Raw genomic sequence first — 15692 nt, forward strand, 5'->3', positions numbered from 1 at the left:
TAAGATCGATTTATATCGAATGAGATTAATCGGGACGAATGAAGTCAAGGTTCTTAGGGAATCTCCCGACAACACATGTGTCATCGTCATCTTTTTTGCCGGTCGGCTCCGCGTCCGATTGGCCACCCTTACGTCAAGGAATGAGCGAATGCCCAAGTCAAACTCTGCTGCGGCCAAAGCAACCATGACCGTTGCTGTAGGACCGGGATCGGGAGCGAAAGAATCTTCGGATGTATTTGATGATCGCGGCAGGACTGTGCCGTGGATGGCGCGAACGGTGCACAGGCTCTACGACGCACAAGCGCAGAAGATCCTTGACCGGGAGAACTTGGCTATCGCGTACTGGTACTACCTTCGTGTACTGGCAGAGCGCGGTGAACTAAACCAGCTGGAGCTCAGCAAGCGCGTGGGCATTGCATCCACTACAGCGGTACCCGCCCTGGATAACCTGGAAAAGCGCGGCCTTGTGCAACGAACGCGAGACCCTAACGACAGACGAAAGTACTTTGTCAATCTGCAACCCGAGGGTAAGCGTCTGGTAGACGAAATGCTGCCCGAGTTGACCGACATGATTTCGTCGTCGCTCGATGGGATTACCCAGAGAGATATGCGTACTTTCTGGAAAGTGATGCATCAGATCGAAACAAACCTTATGCAGAAGGCGCAAGACGATACGATCGTGGATTGAACTGGCGATAGTGTCCGAGGCGTCAAGCGGAGGCGTCAAGCGGTGTGCCATTCATTCATGTGCGGGTCCGCGAAAGTGCGAAGGCTTTCCAGTGCCATGGCCACCGCCGCGCGATTGACGTTCTCGGCGTGCCAGTAGAGCGACACTGAGCCGAAGCCCTCGAGTTGAACGGGCAGAATAGAAAGTGCGTTCAATTGTTCGAAGCGAAGCGCGGCCCGATGCGAGGCGACGCCCACCAGTTCCGTGTTATTGAGCAGCGTCAGGTTGAGAATCGACGAATTGGATTCGACGCAATGGGCCGGCAGTGCGCGTCCCTCCGCCGCAAGCGCTGCCTCCAGTGCAGTTCGCACCGGCGTGCGTTGCGGCCAGACGATCCACGAATAGGCGAGGACGTCATCCCAGGTCAGCGATGAGTTCCCGGCGAGCGGGTGCTGCGGTCCCGCGACGAAGTTGATCGGCTCCGTATAGAGCGTCTCGGTCTGCAGCCGAGGATCGTCGTACTGCTGACCCGAGCGGCCGACGACAATATCCAGTTCCCCACGCGCCAGCTGCGGCATGAGCTGGTTCATCGTGCTTTCGACGAGCCGCACCTGGGCGCGCGGCATGCGTTCGAGAAGCCGCGACACGGCGAGCGGCACCGTGTCCGCGGCCGACACTCCCGATGTCCCAATACTAACGAGGCCGCTGCCGCCCGCGCGCAGCGCCTGCATATCATCACGCGCAATGTCGAGATGCGCTTCGATCCGGCGCGCGTGCTCGATCAGCGCCTCGCCGTACGACGTGGGCCTCAGACCCCGCGCATGTCTCTCGAAGAGGGGCAGGCCGACGTCCTCCTCAAGTTCCTTCAGCCATTTCGACAGTGCCGGCTGCGTTGTGTTGAGCGCCGTTGCCGATTGGCTGAGGTTGCCCGTGCTCGCAAGGCTCAGCAGTACCTGTAGATGCCTGAGACGCAGGCGATAGGTCCAGTCCATTGCCCAATCCTCCTTCCAGGCTCCCGCTAAGGCTTGCGAAGCTATATCCGAAAACATATGGATCAGATGTTTTCGCCATTTTACTGAGTATAGCTTTGTCGCATATAAATGATGCATGGGGACTGCGAGACTGACGCGCCCGAATCAAATGAGACTGAACGCAACCAGGTTGCATGGTGCTGGAGTAAGCGCTATGGGGCTGGAGTAAGCGCTAAAGCGCCAACTCCAGCCGACACGCCAACTCTGGTCGACTCGCACAGCATGGGACCAGAGTAAGGCGCTGAAGCGCCAACTCTGGTCGACTCGCACGGCATGGGACCAGAGTAGGGCGCTGAAGCGCCAACTCTGGTCGACATAGGAGACGCGAATGACAAATAACAACCCAGGCGCTTCGCGCGCCGCCTACTACGAGCAAATCGCACGGCAGCGCATGGCCCCGCTGTGGGAATCGCTGCACAACCTCGTGCCGAAAACGCCGCAACCGAAAGCGCAGCCCGCCATCTGGAAGTACGCGCAAGTGCGTGACCTGGTGATGCAGGCAGGGTCCGTGATAAGCGCCGAAGAAGCCGTGCGCCGCGTGCTGGTGCTCGAAAACCCGGGGCTGCCCGGCAAGTCGAGCATGACGCCAAACCTGTACGCCGGACTCCAGCTGATCCTGCCAGGCGAAATTGCGCCCAGCCACCGGCACACGCAGTCGGCGCTTCGGTTCATCGTCGAAGGCGAGGGCGCGTGGACAGCCGTGAATGGTGAGCGCACGACCATGCATCCGGGCGACTTCATCATTACGCCTTCGTGGACATGGCACGACCACGGCAACCCTTCCGTGGAAGAGGGCGGAGAGCCTGTCGTGTGGCTCGATGGCCTCGATATTCCGCTCGTCGCACAAATGGACGCCGGTTTCGCTGAGAACTACCCCGAGATGACGCAGCCGGTGTCGCGCGCCGAGGGCGATAGCTTCGCGCGTTTCGGCCACAACATGGTGCCCGTGCGACATCGCGTGTCCGATCCCACTTCACCAATATTCAGCTATCCATATGAACGTAGCCGGGAAGCGCTCGACGCGCTGTACCGCAACGGCGAACTCGACGAATGGGACGGCGTGAAACTGCGCTACGTGAATCCCGCTACGGGCGGCTGGCCGATGCCGACCATTGCGACCTTCATGCAATACCTGCCTGCGGGTTTCAAGGGCCGCACCTATCGCAGCACCGATGCAACCGTGTATTGCGTCGTCGAAGGCAGCGGCACGGTCAGGATCGGCAACGACGAATTCGCCTTCGAACCGCACGACGTGTTCATCGCGCCGTCGTGGGCGCCCGTGCAACTGGCGGCATCGTCGGAAAGCGTGTTGTTCAGCTATTCGGATCGTCCCGTGCTCGCCGCGCTGAACCTGCTGCGCGAAGAGCGCAGCTAGACGCATCCCCTTTCTTTCTGCGCGCAGTATTGGCGGCGCGTGATTAATCCTCTATCCAACGAGTCGAACTCATCATGGCATTTGTTTTCCCGCCCGAAGCGCCCGTCGCTGTTCCCGTCGCCGGCAGCGACGCTCAATTCGCAGTGCGCCGCGTCTATTGCGTGGGGCGCAACTACGCCGCGCATGCACGCGAAATGGGTTTCGATCCCGATCGCGAGCCGCCGTTCTTTTTTTGCAAGCCGGCCGATGCCGTGGTGCCCGTCGCCTACGGCGAAACGCTCGAACTGGCTTATCCGTCGCAGACGACGAACTACCATTACGAAGCGGAGCTGGTCGCCGTGATTGGCAAGGGCGGCTCGGATATCCCGCTCGAACGCTCGCTCGATCACGTGTGGGGCTACGCCGTCGGCCTCGACATGACGCGCCGCGACTTGCAGATGAAAATGCGTGAGATGGGCCGTCCCTGGGAAATCGGCAAGGCGTTTGACCACTCGGCGCCGATCGGGCCGATTCATCCGGCAAGCGAGGTCGGGCACTTCGATAGCGCCGCCCTGTGGCTGACCGTCAACGACGAGACCAAACAGAAGAGCGACGTGTCGCATCTGATCTGGTCGGTAGCAGAGACGGTTGCGTATCTGTCGAAGTTCTTCCGCCTTGAACCGGGCGACGTGATTTTCACGGGCACGCCCGAAGGCGTGGGAGCGGTGAAGAAGGGCGACACGATGAAGGTCGGCGTCGAGCGTCTTGGCGAAGTAACGGTGCGCGTGGGCTGACGTGAAATACGTGACCTGCATTGATCGGAGACCTACTCGTGCAACTCCATAGCTTCTTCAACAGCTCGACGTCATACCGCGTGCGCATTGCGCTCACGCTCAAGGGGCTCGCGTATGAGACGCTTCCCGTCAACATCCGCGTCGGCGAACATCGCGCCCCGGACTATGTCGCGAACGTGAATCCATCCGCGTCGGTGCCCGCATTGATCGACGGCGATTTCAATCTCGGCCAGTCGCTCGCGATCATCGATTACCTCGACCAGAAGTACCCGGATCCACGCCTGATTCCGGCCGAACCGGTAATGCGTGCGCGCGTGCTCGAATTTGCTTCGCTGATTTCTTGCGACATTCATCCGGTGAATAACCTGCGGGTGTTGCGATACCTGGAGACAGAACTCAAGGTCACGCCCCAGCAGAAGAGCGCCTGGTATCGGCACTGGATTGCGGAAGGCATGGCGGGTGTCGAGCGGATGCTTGTACGCAGCAACCCAGGTCCGTGGTGCTTTGGCGCGCAACCGACGCTCGCCGATGTGTGCCTTGTGCCGCAGATCGCCAACGCGCTGCGCATGGACTGCGACCTGAGCGCGTATCCGCGCAGCCTGGCCGTATATGAACACGCGTTGAAACACGCGGCATTCGACGCCTCGCAGCCGCAGCGGCAGCCCGATTACATCGGATGATTGCAGTATTCAAGTTTGGAGAAAGACATGAGTGAGACAAACAACAAAGGCCGGCGCGTACTCGTGATCGGCGGCGGCATTGGCGGCCTGGCCACCGCGCTGGCGCTCGCGCGTCAAGGCATCCGCGTGCAACTGCTCGAGCAGGCTCCCGAGATCCAGGAAATCGGCGCGGGAATCCAATTGGCCGCAAACGCGTTTAACGCACTCGATGCGCTGGGCGTGGGTGAGGCGGCACGCAGCCGCGCCGTATTCACGGACTACCTGAAGTTAATGGATGCGCTCGACGCAAGGGAAGTGATGCGGATCGACGTCGGCGCCCCATATCGTGCGCGCTTCGGCAATCCGTATGCGGTGATTCATCGGGCCGACATTCACCTGTGCATTCTCGAAGCAGTGAAAGATCATCCGTTGATCCAGTTTCGCACCAACACACAGGTCTGCGAACTGGACCAGAACGCCGACGGCGTGACTGTCGTTGATCAAAACGGCGAGCGGTACCACGCGGATGCCGTGATCGGCTGCGATGGCGTGAAGTCGGCAATACGTAAGGCGTTGATCGGCGACGAACATCGAGTGACGGGACATGTTGTGTATCGCGCCGTCGTCGACGTCGACAACATGCCGGAGGACCTGCAGATCAATGCGCCGGTGGTGTGGGCCGGCCCGCATTGCCACCTCGTGCACTATCCGCTGCGCGGCGGCCGCCAATACAACCTGGTCGTTACGTTCCACAGTCGCGAGAAGGAGGAGTGGGGTGTGCGGGAAGGCAGCAAGCAGGAAGTGCTGTCTTACTTCGAAGGCATTCATCCGCTGCCGCATCAGATGCTCGACCGGCCGACCTCATGGAAGCGCTGGGCCACGGCGGACCGGGACCCGGTCGAGCGATGGAGTTACGGACGCGCAACGGTGCTCGGTGACGCGGCGCATCCTATGACGCAATACCTGGCACAAGGCGCTTGCCAGGCGCTAGAAGATGCCGTCACGCTCGGCGCCGCCGTCGCTGCGACGGATGGCGATTTCGAAGCTGCGTTCAAACTGTACGAGAGCGCACGTATTCCGCGCACGGCGCGCGTGCTGTACTCGGCTCGTGAGATGGGCCGTATCTACCACGCAAAGGGCGTGGAGCGGCAAGTCCGGAATTCGCTTTGGGTCGGCCGCACGCAGGAGCAGTTCTACGACGCGCTGCAATGGCTGCACGGCTGGCGCGCGGAGGACTGCCTGAAGGGCGCATCTGAGGCGTGACGGGGCGGCTGGCAGGTGGTGTAGTCGGATCAAACTGACGCGTCCAATCCAGGCGTTGCGTTAGCCTGGCGGAGACTTGGATCATAGTCGTCGTCGAGACGATGCCGAGCTAAGTAGGCAGCCGATACGACATGAAGCGTTGCCCATCTTCTGTATGGATCTTGTCGATCCACTTTGGCTTGCCGGCGCCACGTCGTGTCGAGGGCGGGTTAGTCATGTCGGGCAAGTGGTACTTTTCATCGGGTTCGCTGCACGCTCAATGGGCGATTCTCGGTTGCGCAGAGCACGACGAGAACGGGGCGTGGGCATCGGCCGCGCGGCGTGAAGTACGTGATCGAGAAGGCGCCTCAACGAGCAATTGCGTACACCTCGTCTACCAAGCAAACCGATTCGACCGTGTTCCAGGTGCAAGTGGCGCAAGCTGCGCTGAAGATCGATAGCGCTCATTTGCGCGCATTCCATGCTGCGGATGAGATCGATGACCTGGCGCGCCGCAATGAAGCGCCGAGCTACATCACGCGGGCGCGGGTCCGGGCTGATACGGGTGTTGTAGCGTCTGATATCACCGATGCTTTGAACACGCTGATCTTTGCTCACGGCGCGGGAAGCTTCGCCGAAGCGAGTCCGATGCAACGCTGGTGGCGTGATTCGAACACGGCGGCCCGTCATGCGATTGTCCTCCCTGCTATTGGAGCCGAGCTCTACGGGAAGGCTCTGCTGGGTGTGGATAACACGGTTACGCCGTTGGTATAGTTCCGAACGACTTGTTGCGCGGCCTTGTCCGTCTACCCGATGTGATGCAAGGTCGCGCAGGACGGGCGGGCAGACATGTGTGTTTGCGTACTCGCGTCCAGCTGCCCAATAACAGCCCGGAATAACAGCCCGGCGACGCGAACCTTGCCAAGATTACGGAAAGGTGGTGTTTCAACGCGACTCTGGGTGATGGCGTACAGGTATCTGTACGCCATCACCCGCAGGTTAGAAGTAGTGCATGATGCCGAAGTAGCCGCCTTGCTGGTTGTGGCCCGGCAGCGGTTGAGAGTCGGCCGTCTCAACCGGGAACGAGGCGTTCTTGCCGTTGAACATCGCCCCGACGGTCAAGTAGAGGAAGGTCCGTTTGGACAGGTTGTAGGTGGTGCCGATAGCCCCGAGATTCCCCGTGCCGCCGCCATGATTCACATTACCGTGATACCAGGCGGCCTGGACGGCGAAAGCAGGGGTCGCCTGATACGAGGCGCCTATCCATTCCTGCTGGCTGCGCGTGGCGGCGAAAGGATTGAACGAAGTGGCGACCGTATCCTGTCCGGACGAGACCAGTTGCTGATAGCCGGTGTAGAACTTCAGCCCGCCCAATGTGTATGTGGCGCCCACCATGTATTCTCGTGACGCGGCATACAGGTCTGAATAATTCCCCTTGGCGTCGTGGACTTCCTCATAGACTCCGTACGCGGCGAAGCTGGCGAGGGTGTACTGGGCGCTTACACTGAACTGACGTCCACCGCGAAAGTTTCCAGCCTCGTTGCCGAATCCGTCCTGCACGCGGAAAGAGAAGCCGGACCATTTGGGTGAGTTGTAAGTGACGACGTTTGATCGCGGCCCCCATGCTCGCCCGTAGGCGAAGTTGCCAACGCCTATCCCTACCTGCTCCCCTAACGGGTCAATGTACCAGCCGGTTTCGTCGGTCAGGCTCATGGCCTCTCCGAACCAGATACTTCCAAATTTCTCGTCGGCCAAACCCACGTACGCGTCGCGGGTAAAGATCGTGTTAGGCGGAGTCTGACCATTTCCGGCGGTAAAAAGGCTTTCGAGTTTAAAGACCGCGTGCACGCCCGCGCCAAGGTCTTCATCGCCTGTCAGGCCGAACCAGCTGTACCCATACTGGTCGCTGCCGAACCTGTAGTTGTTCTTCGACTGCCCGTTTGGCGTTGCGACGTTCGTGACAAAATCCAGACCCGATGCAACGCGTCCGTACAGGGTCACAGTGCTCTGCGCATAAGCGTTGCAGGCGCCGAAAGCCAACAACGATGCGCAATAAATGATCTTTTTCATTTCGTCATCCTTATGATTAAAAAGAGTCTCGGGAAATTGCTTGACGACCTCTGTCGCGTCGGTGAAAGCGGCTTGCATAGTCAGGTTTGCAGCCGGAAATGCTTGTCTTTCGAGTCAATACAACACTTGCCCGGAAGAAATTGGCTCAGACCTCACAGCTACTACCATCCACTACGAGTTTTTACGAAACGCTCTTATTGCTGCGGGTAGATGGCGAATGGTGGTTGCCAGCAGAATTGCGCATGCCTGTACCAGCAGTTGAACTGCTGGCCCCGCGCCAAGTGCCAGCACGAGCTGGCTAAGCTGCGCCATGAACAGCGCCGCGACCGCGCTGGCTATAACGCTGCCTTTGCCGCCGGTGAAAGGCGTGCCGCCCACCACTACAGCCGCAATGGCAGGTAGCAGATAGTCGTTGCCCGACGTCTGCGACGCGCTGCCAATGAATCCGGCCAGGAGCATGCCGGCGGCAGAGAAGCAGACCGCAGATGCGACGTAAGCACCAATCTTGTATTGCAAGACCCTCACCCCGGCGGCTTCTGCCGCGCGCGGATTCACACCCACAGCGACAAACCGGCGTCCGATCGCGGTTTTGCGGGTGATGAACCACGCCGTCACCACGAACGCGAAAGCGAACAGTACGTTAGCGGGCAGACCAATGAACTGGGCGTGCGAGATGGTCTGCATGACGGTCGGGACGTTGACGGGGACCGCGCCGGTCAACGAGCGGACGGCGCCGATGAGCAGCGCGTTGACGGCCAACGTTGCAACCAAAGGTGTTATCGCAAACTGCGAGACCAGTGTTCCATTGATGATTCCGACAATCGCGCCCACGCACACGGTAAAGAGTACGGCGAGGACGATGGAATCCAGACCCAATCCGCTGCGAGCCATTACCACCCCGGCAAGCGAGACCATGCCAATTGCTGACATGTCGAGGCCGCGCTGCTGGATGACCAGGGTCTGTCCGGTTGCGACAATGGCGAGAATGCCTGCGAACGGAAGCATGGCCAGGATCGAACCCCGGGTCATGGTGCCGGGTGCGACCACGAGGCTGACGGCGAACAGAACTATTAATCCGACCCAGATCCACCAGAACTCACTGAATGCCGGAACCCGGACCAGCTTCGAACTCGCGGACGACGTCCGCAAGAGATCTGGCACCGCATCTGCGTGATTGCTCATGAGCTTTCTCATTTTGCCACCGCCATTTCGCGGCTCTTGGAATAAAGGGCGACCGACGCAAGGATCATCCCGCCCAACAGATAGGACTGCCATGAATCACCGATATCCAGAAAGGACGTGACCACATTGACCTGGATGATGAGAAGGGCGCCAAGCAGGGAGCCGACAAAAGACCCGCGTCCGCCAAACAGGCTTGCCCCGCCGATGACGACTGCTGCGATGCTGGCCAGCGTGTAGTTGATGCCTGCACTCGGGTCGCCTGACCCAACCTGCGCCATCATCGGCACGGCGGCTATGCCGGCGAGGAGCGAGCAGCCCACATACGCCGTAAGCAGCGTGAGATGCGAGCGCACGCCCGCCATGCGAGCAGCTTCGATGCGTGAGCCCACGCCACGAAACACGAGACCAAGGCGGGTCTTGAAGAGGGCAAACTCAAGCGTGACGGCGAGAACGACCGCAACAATGGCGATAACGGGTATAAATCCGGCCTGCGCACCAATTGTTTCAACCACCGAATCAGCGATCAGTCCACCTGGAACGGGGCGCAGCAGAAGGGAAACCGCCTGCAAAGCCATGTAGGTCGCCAGCGTTGCGACCATTGGATGCAGCCGGAAGGGGCCGACCAGCACCCAGTTCACCAGCCCGACTGCTATAGCGACCAGAAACACGATGACCCATCCCGACAGCTGATGCCCCGCGGTGGCCCCGTCGTTCAGGAAGAAGGACTGTATGACGACCATCAAGCCCATGAGAGGACCGACAGACAGGTCGATACCTCCGACCAGCATAAGCGCCTGCTGCCCATATGCGACGATGGCTAGCGTCGCCACCAGCGCCAGCATCCCACTCAGGTTTCGCGCGGACAGGTAGGTTTCGTTGACATGCGTTGCGTACAGTCCCAGAGCGCAGACTGCCAGCGCAAGCATCACAAGAGGAGCCCAGTCTCCGGAAGCCCACTTCCAGAGTCCCGCTATGCCGGCCGAAGCTCTCTCACGCTCGGTGGTCGCGGTAAGCACCGCAGACGTGATGTTGTTCTCGCTGACGGCCGCGTCGCGCAGTTCCTTGACGATGTGACCGCGAGAGAAAATCAACACCCGGTCGCACAGGCCCGCCACTTCCGTCGCGTCCGAGGAGACGACGATGACAGCGGTGCCGCCTGCAGCAGCCTGACGAAGCACTTTGTAGATTTCCATCCGGGCTCCAACGTCCACGCCTTGCGTCGGCTCATCGACGAGGAGCAGCTCGGGTTTGCTTGCGAGGACACTCGCCAGGACGAGCTTTTGCTGATTGCCTCCCGACAGGGAGCGGATGGGTGTCTCAACGGACGGCGTCTTGACGGCGAACCCTTCGATTGCCAGTCTGGTGCGCCTGGCTTCACTTCTCTGGCTGATCCAGCCTTTGACGGAGTCGAACGGAAGACTGCGGATCGAGAAGTTCTCGCGCACGGACAGGTCACCGAAGATGCCTTCCCTGTGCCGGTCGCCGGGGAGACACCGAATACCTGAAGCGGCGGCAGCCTGGGAATTGCGAAGTCTTGCCGGCTTCCCGTTCACGGTGACGCTACCGCGGCTTCGGGCCAGACCGGCAAGGGCGCGCATGAACTCGCGTTGTCCATTGCCGTCTATGCCGGCGAGGCCCACGATTTCACCCTCGCGGACCTGAAGCGATACATCGGTGAAGCCTGCACCGCGTAGCGACACGACATCGACGACCATGCCGGCGCGGCTATTTCCTGCCTTGGCGGGGAACTCCCGGTCGAGCGCCCCGCCGACGATGAGTTCGACAATCTGCTGCTCGCTGAGGCCAGCCGCGTCGTAGGTGCCTTGTCCTTGTCCATCGCGTAGCACGGTAAGACGATTGGCGATCTTCTGTACTTCGCGAATGCGGTGCGAGATATAGACGACTGCGCAGCCAGAAGCCGTGACATTACGGATGCGTTCAAAGAGACGATCGACGTCCTCGGTCAGCAGATGTTCGGTCGGCTCATCGAGGACCAGGACCTTGGGTTTGGCGGCAAGTGCCTTCACGATCTCGACAATGAAGCGTTGCTCAGGGTTCAAGCTGGACACGCGCTCGCTCGCGTCAATCGTGACGTCGTCATTCCATTGCCGCAGAAGTTGGTATGCCCATTCGCTCGTTCGCATGAGAGACGGACGTTGCGCCTCGGGTACACCGAGGTAAAGATTCTCGGCGACGCTCAGGTCGGGCATGAGGGCCGGTTCCTGTCGCACGATCGCCAAGCCCAGTCGCCGCGCCTCGTCGGTATCGCCCCTGGTTTCTACGCCATCGATCACGACGCGCCCGTTCTCGGGAACGAGCGCGCCTGACGCAACAGCCATGAGCGTGGACTTGCCGGCGCCGTTCTCGCCGACGAGACCGTGCACTTCTCCGGCGAGCACTGAGAACGTGACGTTATCGAGTGCGCGCACTCCGGGGAAGATCTTGGTGACGCCGTCGATCTGCAGCAGTGTGTTCTGGTCGGTCATGATTTATCTCGAGCTATTACTGCTCAAACACTGCCTTGAGCTTTTCGGAGGGGAGCGCTGAGGAAAGGTCGGCATCAGGCGGTGCGCCGGGGTCGCACTTGGGATCGAGGCCACGGGCGCTGTCGGCGTAGGCGAAAGGAAGGACTGCGGGCGACTCGTTGTCTTTCGTGCCCTGATAGGCCGCCACTCCTTGCCGCACCGCAAAGCGAACATAGGTCGTCGTGCCGTCGAGCGTGTAGTAGGGAAAGGCCGCTCCAGATTTCCTGGCGGACAGGTAATGGCAGTTCAGCTCGTTGTCGCTTGCGATTGTGACAATGGCGGGCACGGGAAGACGTGCCTGTTCGAACGCTTTCGCCGCTGCTAGCGCAGTCACTCCGTAGTCCGTAACAATGGCGTTAATCTGCGGGTACTGCGCAATGAGGCCTGCCGCCGCCTTTTGCGCATCCACCGGATTCCAGTTCGTCACCACAAACTGATCGTTCAGGAGCTTCAGATTAGGGTATTTCTGAAGCCCCGCCCGCAGGCCGTCCATGAAATTTTGCGACGGTGCCGCGCCAGGCGAGCCGCCCATGAACACCACATTGCCTTTCTTGACATTGGCTCCGAGCCAGTCAGCCCAAAGGATGCCGATCTGCTTCGAGTCTCCGACAACGTTGACCACATAGTCGCGGCCCGGAACGCCCGCTATCTGTGCCGAATACGGTACAACCTGCACGCCCGCTTTCATGGCCGATCGCATGGCCGGCAGTTGTACGGCGCCGAAATCCGGGAGCATGATGAGGACGTTGATCCCTTGCGCGACCATGCTGTTGATGTCCGAGTTGGCCTTCTGCGGATCCCCGTTGGCATTGCTGTAGATGACCCGCTTGACGTTCTTGCAACGGCTCAGCTCATCCTTGACCTCGGCCAACCCTGTCTTGCGCCAGGTATTGCCGCCGTATCCGTCGGACACGCCAACAATCATCGGCTTGGTGCCGCAGAGAGGGGTGATGTCCCCCTGGCGGTTCGTGAGGGAATCGTCGGCCGCCTGTGCTGCAGTGCAGATCAGACCGGCCGAAACCAGCAGGCCGATCTTGCGAAGAGAATCCTTGACCACTTTCTTGCACCGGTGGAATCCGCCAGCTCGCACAACGCCGAGTTCTTCGTACTTGTCCTGATCGGTAAGCAACCCGTCGCGCACTACAAACTGGTTCTGCATTTTTGGCGTTGCATCGTGCCAGACTCGGAACTTATCGAACATGACGATCCTCGAATTGAGTGATGGATTTGGAATCAATGCTGGTTGAGACGTAAAGTTGTTTGAAACGATCAACGAAGCGGAAGGAGCTTTTGAGCAGCACTTACGCAGCTGCACGAGCGATTTATTTTCCGTATTAAGTACGTATTCCTTAGTTATTTACGTGATCCGATGAAACATTTCGGAGCCGGCGATCGCAGGACCGGGAAGGTCTTCCGGTTTCATTCCCGCAATTAACTTCATATAAGATGATGCTGTAACAAATCGATTTATATCGAATAATGTGTTTCGGGATGATCAAAGTCAAGGACCCTAGGGAATCTCCCTAGCGATGGGACGCGCCGTGTTGGCGGCAGTCGTGGGAAGACGAAATGCGCAGTTGAACCGTTCCCGGGTGAGTCCCGGCGAGAACGCGTCCACACGATTTGGCACGCGCCTCGATGCAGAATTGGAGCAAACGGCGGTTAGCGCGTCAGAAGCAACTGTCCTGCGGACGGCCACGTTCCGCAAAAGAGGCAAGCCTTGTTGGCCGATTGTTGACGCACTTGCAACGCAGAGTTGGGAAAACTAGTACTTACCCTAGTGATCCATGTCCTTTAGACTTCGGTCGACCGTAGCCGAGAAGTTATTTGTAGCGCTACTAACGACAATCGTTGAGATACATCATCATGAAGTCATTCACCAGGACGGTTTTTATTGCGGGCCTTATTGCCGGCTCTTTTGCAGCACCCGCTGCGTCGTTCGCGCAGTCCAGTCAACCGGTGAGTCGCGCGCAGGTGCGCGCGGAACTGACGCAAGTCGAGAAAGCAGGTTATGACCCGCGCGACTATGTTCACTATCCCGAGAACATCCAGGCTGCTGAAGCAAAGGTCGAGGCACAGAACGCCACCGCCCAGGCTGCCACTTCAGGATACGGTGGTGCATCTAACGGGACGTCGCGTTCCGGTACGGCAAGCGGTCTGTAGTATTGGGTGCTCACGCGCCATTTGAGAAAATTGCGCAAGTTGCGGCTGAGTCTTTCCCACCTGTTCCGGTGGGAAGTCTCAGCCGTTTTGTCATATGCGCGTCCAGTGCAGTCGCAGGTTTCTAATCGACGACTGAGTCTTCACTGGACTTCTCCGAGAGGTTTTGCGCGATCTGATGCAAAACCTTCCAGAAGACGAGCATCTCTTCAGGGTCCACCCCATCGAAGGAGCCGGAGATCATGCGGATGATCTCCGGCATCATCTTGTCCACCAGACGTTTGCCTTCGTCAGTGAGGTTGACGTAGTACTTGCGCCGGTCCTTCGGATCGCGAGTCCTCTTCACCAGACCGCGCTTTTCCATGCTGTCCAGAGCGGGCACGGCGGTTGTCGAGGCGATTCCAACGCGCTTGCTCAATTCGAGTTGATTCAGCTCGCCGCGTTGAGCCAGTACCCGCAGGTAGTACCAATGCGAGATCGACACTTTTTCCTGGTCGAGGACCTTCTGCGCTTGCACGTCATAGAGGCGATTCAACGTTCGGGCCATCCACGGAACTGTCCGGCCCCGATCATCGAAGATCTCGGGCGCTTCCTTTCGCGATGAGCCGCAAGACGGCTCGATGACATCCAGGGTCGTATCGATTTCGGTGAAGTAGGGCTTAGCCATTAGCTCGTTCCTCGACGTGTAGATGGGCGTCCAGACAAGGGTCGCAGTCAAGGCGGCTTCCTAGGGAATTCCCTACTGCGCTTGACTTTATTCATTCCAAGGCAGATCATTCGATCTAAATCGATGTTGCTTGGAATCATCGTAGCACAAATGATCCGCTAGAGTAAACGATAGGCCGGTCTTGTGTTATGGCTCTGTTCCGAGGCCGGGGGCGGGAATCGTGTCGGTTTTGTATTGAAATAGGAATGCTAACTAATAGATGGCGCTGATAGCAGCATGCAAGTGACGACGCCACGCAATGGTCACACTTTTTGCAAGTCTGATTGCCGTTGGTTCGAAACAGTTCGAACCTTTACTTCACTACCTGCGTAGAGGATTATCATGATTGAAAAACTGCCACTTTGGGAAGCCGCCAAGCGTGAAATGGAGGAATACCAGTTCCTCGCCGGACCCGAACTGCAGCCTAAATGGGACGTGTCACCAAAGATCGCCATCAACGCAGCTGTGTCCGGCCGCTTTGAGACGACCACGTCACTCGAGGAATACGTGGACGCGGCGTCCAGCGTGATCGAAGCGGGCGCATGCGGCGTGCACATCGACTTTTCATGGATGACCGACAAACAGGGCCGGCGCCTCGACCGGGACATTCCGCCCGTCGAAGCCTACACCGCTGTCCTGGAACCGCTCAGGGCGCGCTTTGGCAACGACTTCGTCCCGAACCTGAACGTGCTCCACGGCACCACCTTCGATATGTGCATGAGCCCCGCGCGTGCGGGATTGACTGAGGTTGCGCCGTGCGCTCCGGGTCACCCGGAAGCCTTCATGGTGCCCGCGATCGAGGCGCTCGAGGCCACTGGCGTCAAGCCGGAACTCGCCGTGCATAGCTCCGGCGAGATTGAACTTGCCAAGCGAAAGCTCATTGATACGGGCATTCTCAAGAAGCCGTACAACTGGCTGCTTCTGTACGGGCTGCCGTTCAACGTGGGCCGCACCCTGGTGTCGGGCACGTGGGTCAGCGATGCGCAGGACATGGCCCAACATATGTTCCTGATGGTCGACCAGATTCGCAAGATTGATCCGACCTCAGTCATCAGTGTCTGTGCTGCGGGGCGCGCAACGCTGTACATGACGACGCTTGCGACCATGATGGGATTGCACATCCGGATCGGCACGGAAGACACGCCGTGGAAGCACCCGAACAGCGACGTGCATCTCAAGGACAACCTTGAAATGTTCAATATGGCGCGTGACATCGCCGGCCTGCTCGGACGCACTCCGGCAACCGCCAACGAGTATCGGGCGCTGGTTGGAAAGCCGGAACGCTAACGGCACTCAAGGGGG

14 protein-coding genes are annotated in these 15692 nt (G+C 59.4%); 8 read left to right on the forward strand and 6 right to left on the reverse strand.

Annotated elements, in window-relative coordinates; genetic code table 11:
• The first annotated feature begins 148 nt into the window (after window positions 1-148).
• Complete coding sequence (locus tag ACSOSP_RS02725; protein ID WP_455309418.1) at window positions 149-688, forward strand: MarR family winged helix-turn-helix transcriptional regulator; 540 nt, start codon at window positions 149-151, stop codon at window positions 686-688.
• Window positions 689-723: 35 nt separating this feature from the next.
• Here the strand turns inward: ACSOSP_RS02725 and ACSOSP_RS02730 are convergent, their stop codons facing one another.
• Window positions 724-1659, reverse strand: coding sequence for a LysR family transcriptional regulator (locus tag ACSOSP_RS02730; RefSeq protein WP_455309419.1), 936 nt, complete (start codon window positions 1657-1659; stop codon window positions 724-726).
• Between the two features lie 367 nt (window positions 1660-2026).
• On the opposite strand from ACSOSP_RS02730, the gene gtdA reads away from it, so the two are divergent.
• From gtdA to ACSOSP_RS02755, 5 genes are all read left to right on the forward strand, one after another.
• Window positions 2027-3073: a gentisate 1,2-dioxygenase gene (gtdA, locus tag ACSOSP_RS02735; RefSeq protein WP_455309421.1), complete on the forward strand. Its 1047-nt coding sequence runs from the start codon at window positions 2027-2029 to the stop codon at window positions 3071-3073.
• Between the two features lie 74 nt (window positions 3074-3147).
• Entirely contained in the window at window positions 3148-3846 is a 699-nt protein-coding gene (locus ACSOSP_RS02740; RefSeq protein ID WP_455309422.1) for a fumarylacetoacetate hydrolase family protein, read from the forward strand.
• A 38-nt stretch (window positions 3847-3884) separates the two neighbouring features.
• Window positions 3885-4526, forward strand: coding sequence for a maleylacetoacetate isomerase (gene maiA / locus ACSOSP_RS02745; RefSeq protein WP_455309424.1), 642 nt, complete (start codon window positions 3885-3887; stop codon window positions 4524-4526).
• A 27-nt stretch (window positions 4527-4553) separates the two neighbouring features.
• On the forward strand, window positions 4554-5768 hold the full coding sequence (locus ACSOSP_RS02750; RefSeq protein WP_455309425.1) for a 3-hydroxybenzoate 6-monooxygenase: 1215 nt from the start codon (window positions 4554-4556) through the stop codon (window positions 5766-5768).
• Between the two features lie 321 nt (window positions 5769-6089).
• On the forward strand, window positions 6090-6521 hold the full coding sequence (locus ACSOSP_RS02755) for a hypothetical protein (protein WP_455309426.1): 432 nt from the start codon (window positions 6090-6092) through the stop codon (window positions 6519-6521).
• 225 nt (window positions 6522-6746) lie between these two features.
• Here ACSOSP_RS02755 and ACSOSP_RS02760 read toward each other — a convergent pair whose 3' ends face one another.
• From ACSOSP_RS02760 to ACSOSP_RS02775, 4 genes are all read right to left on the reverse strand, one after another.
• Window positions 6747-7895, reverse strand: coding sequence for a porin (locus tag ACSOSP_RS02760; RefSeq protein WP_455309428.1), 1149 nt, complete (start codon window positions 7893-7895; stop codon window positions 6747-6749).
• A gap of 93 nt (window positions 7896-7988) precedes the next feature.
• Window positions 7989-8999, reverse strand: a complete 1011-nt coding sequence (locus ACSOSP_RS02765; RefSeq protein ID WP_455309430.1) for an ABC transporter permease — start codon at window positions 8997-8999, stop codon at window positions 7989-7991.
• 8 nt (window positions 9000-9007) lie between these two features.
• Complete coding sequence (locus tag ACSOSP_RS02770; RefSeq protein WP_455309432.1) at window positions 9008-11485, reverse strand: ATP-binding cassette domain-containing protein; 2478 nt, start codon at window positions 11483-11485, stop codon at window positions 9008-9010.
• 16 nt (window positions 11486-11501) lie between these two features.
• Window positions 11502-12839, reverse strand: a complete 1338-nt coding sequence (locus tag ACSOSP_RS02775) for a substrate-binding domain-containing protein (RefSeq protein WP_455309433.1) — start codon at window positions 12837-12839, stop codon at window positions 11502-11504.
• Between the two features lie 551 nt (window positions 12840-13390).
• On the opposite strand from ACSOSP_RS02775, the gene ACSOSP_RS02780 reads away from it, so the two are divergent.
• Window positions 13391-13687 (forward strand): DUF4148 domain-containing protein, encoded by a 297-nt coding sequence (locus ACSOSP_RS02780; protein ID WP_455309434.1) that lies wholly within the window; start codon window positions 13391-13393, stop codon window positions 13685-13687.
• 121 nt (window positions 13688-13808) lie between these two features.
• On the opposite strand, the gene ACSOSP_RS02785 is transcribed toward ACSOSP_RS02780, so the two are convergent.
• Window positions 13809-14351: a MarR family winged helix-turn-helix transcriptional regulator gene (locus tag ACSOSP_RS02785; protein ID WP_455309435.1), complete on the reverse strand. Its 543-nt coding sequence runs from the start codon at window positions 14349-14351 to the stop codon at window positions 13809-13811.
• 381 nt (window positions 14352-14732) lie between these two features.
• On the opposite strand from ACSOSP_RS02785, the gene ACSOSP_RS02790 reads away from it, so the two are divergent.
• Window positions 14733-15677: a 3-keto-5-aminohexanoate cleavage protein gene (locus ACSOSP_RS02790; protein ID WP_455309436.1), complete on the forward strand. Its 945-nt coding sequence runs from the start codon at window positions 14733-14735 to the stop codon at window positions 15675-15677.
• Window positions 15678-15692: the final 15 nt, after the last annotated feature.

The organism is Caballeronia sp. KNU42 (genome assembly GCF_053760385.1).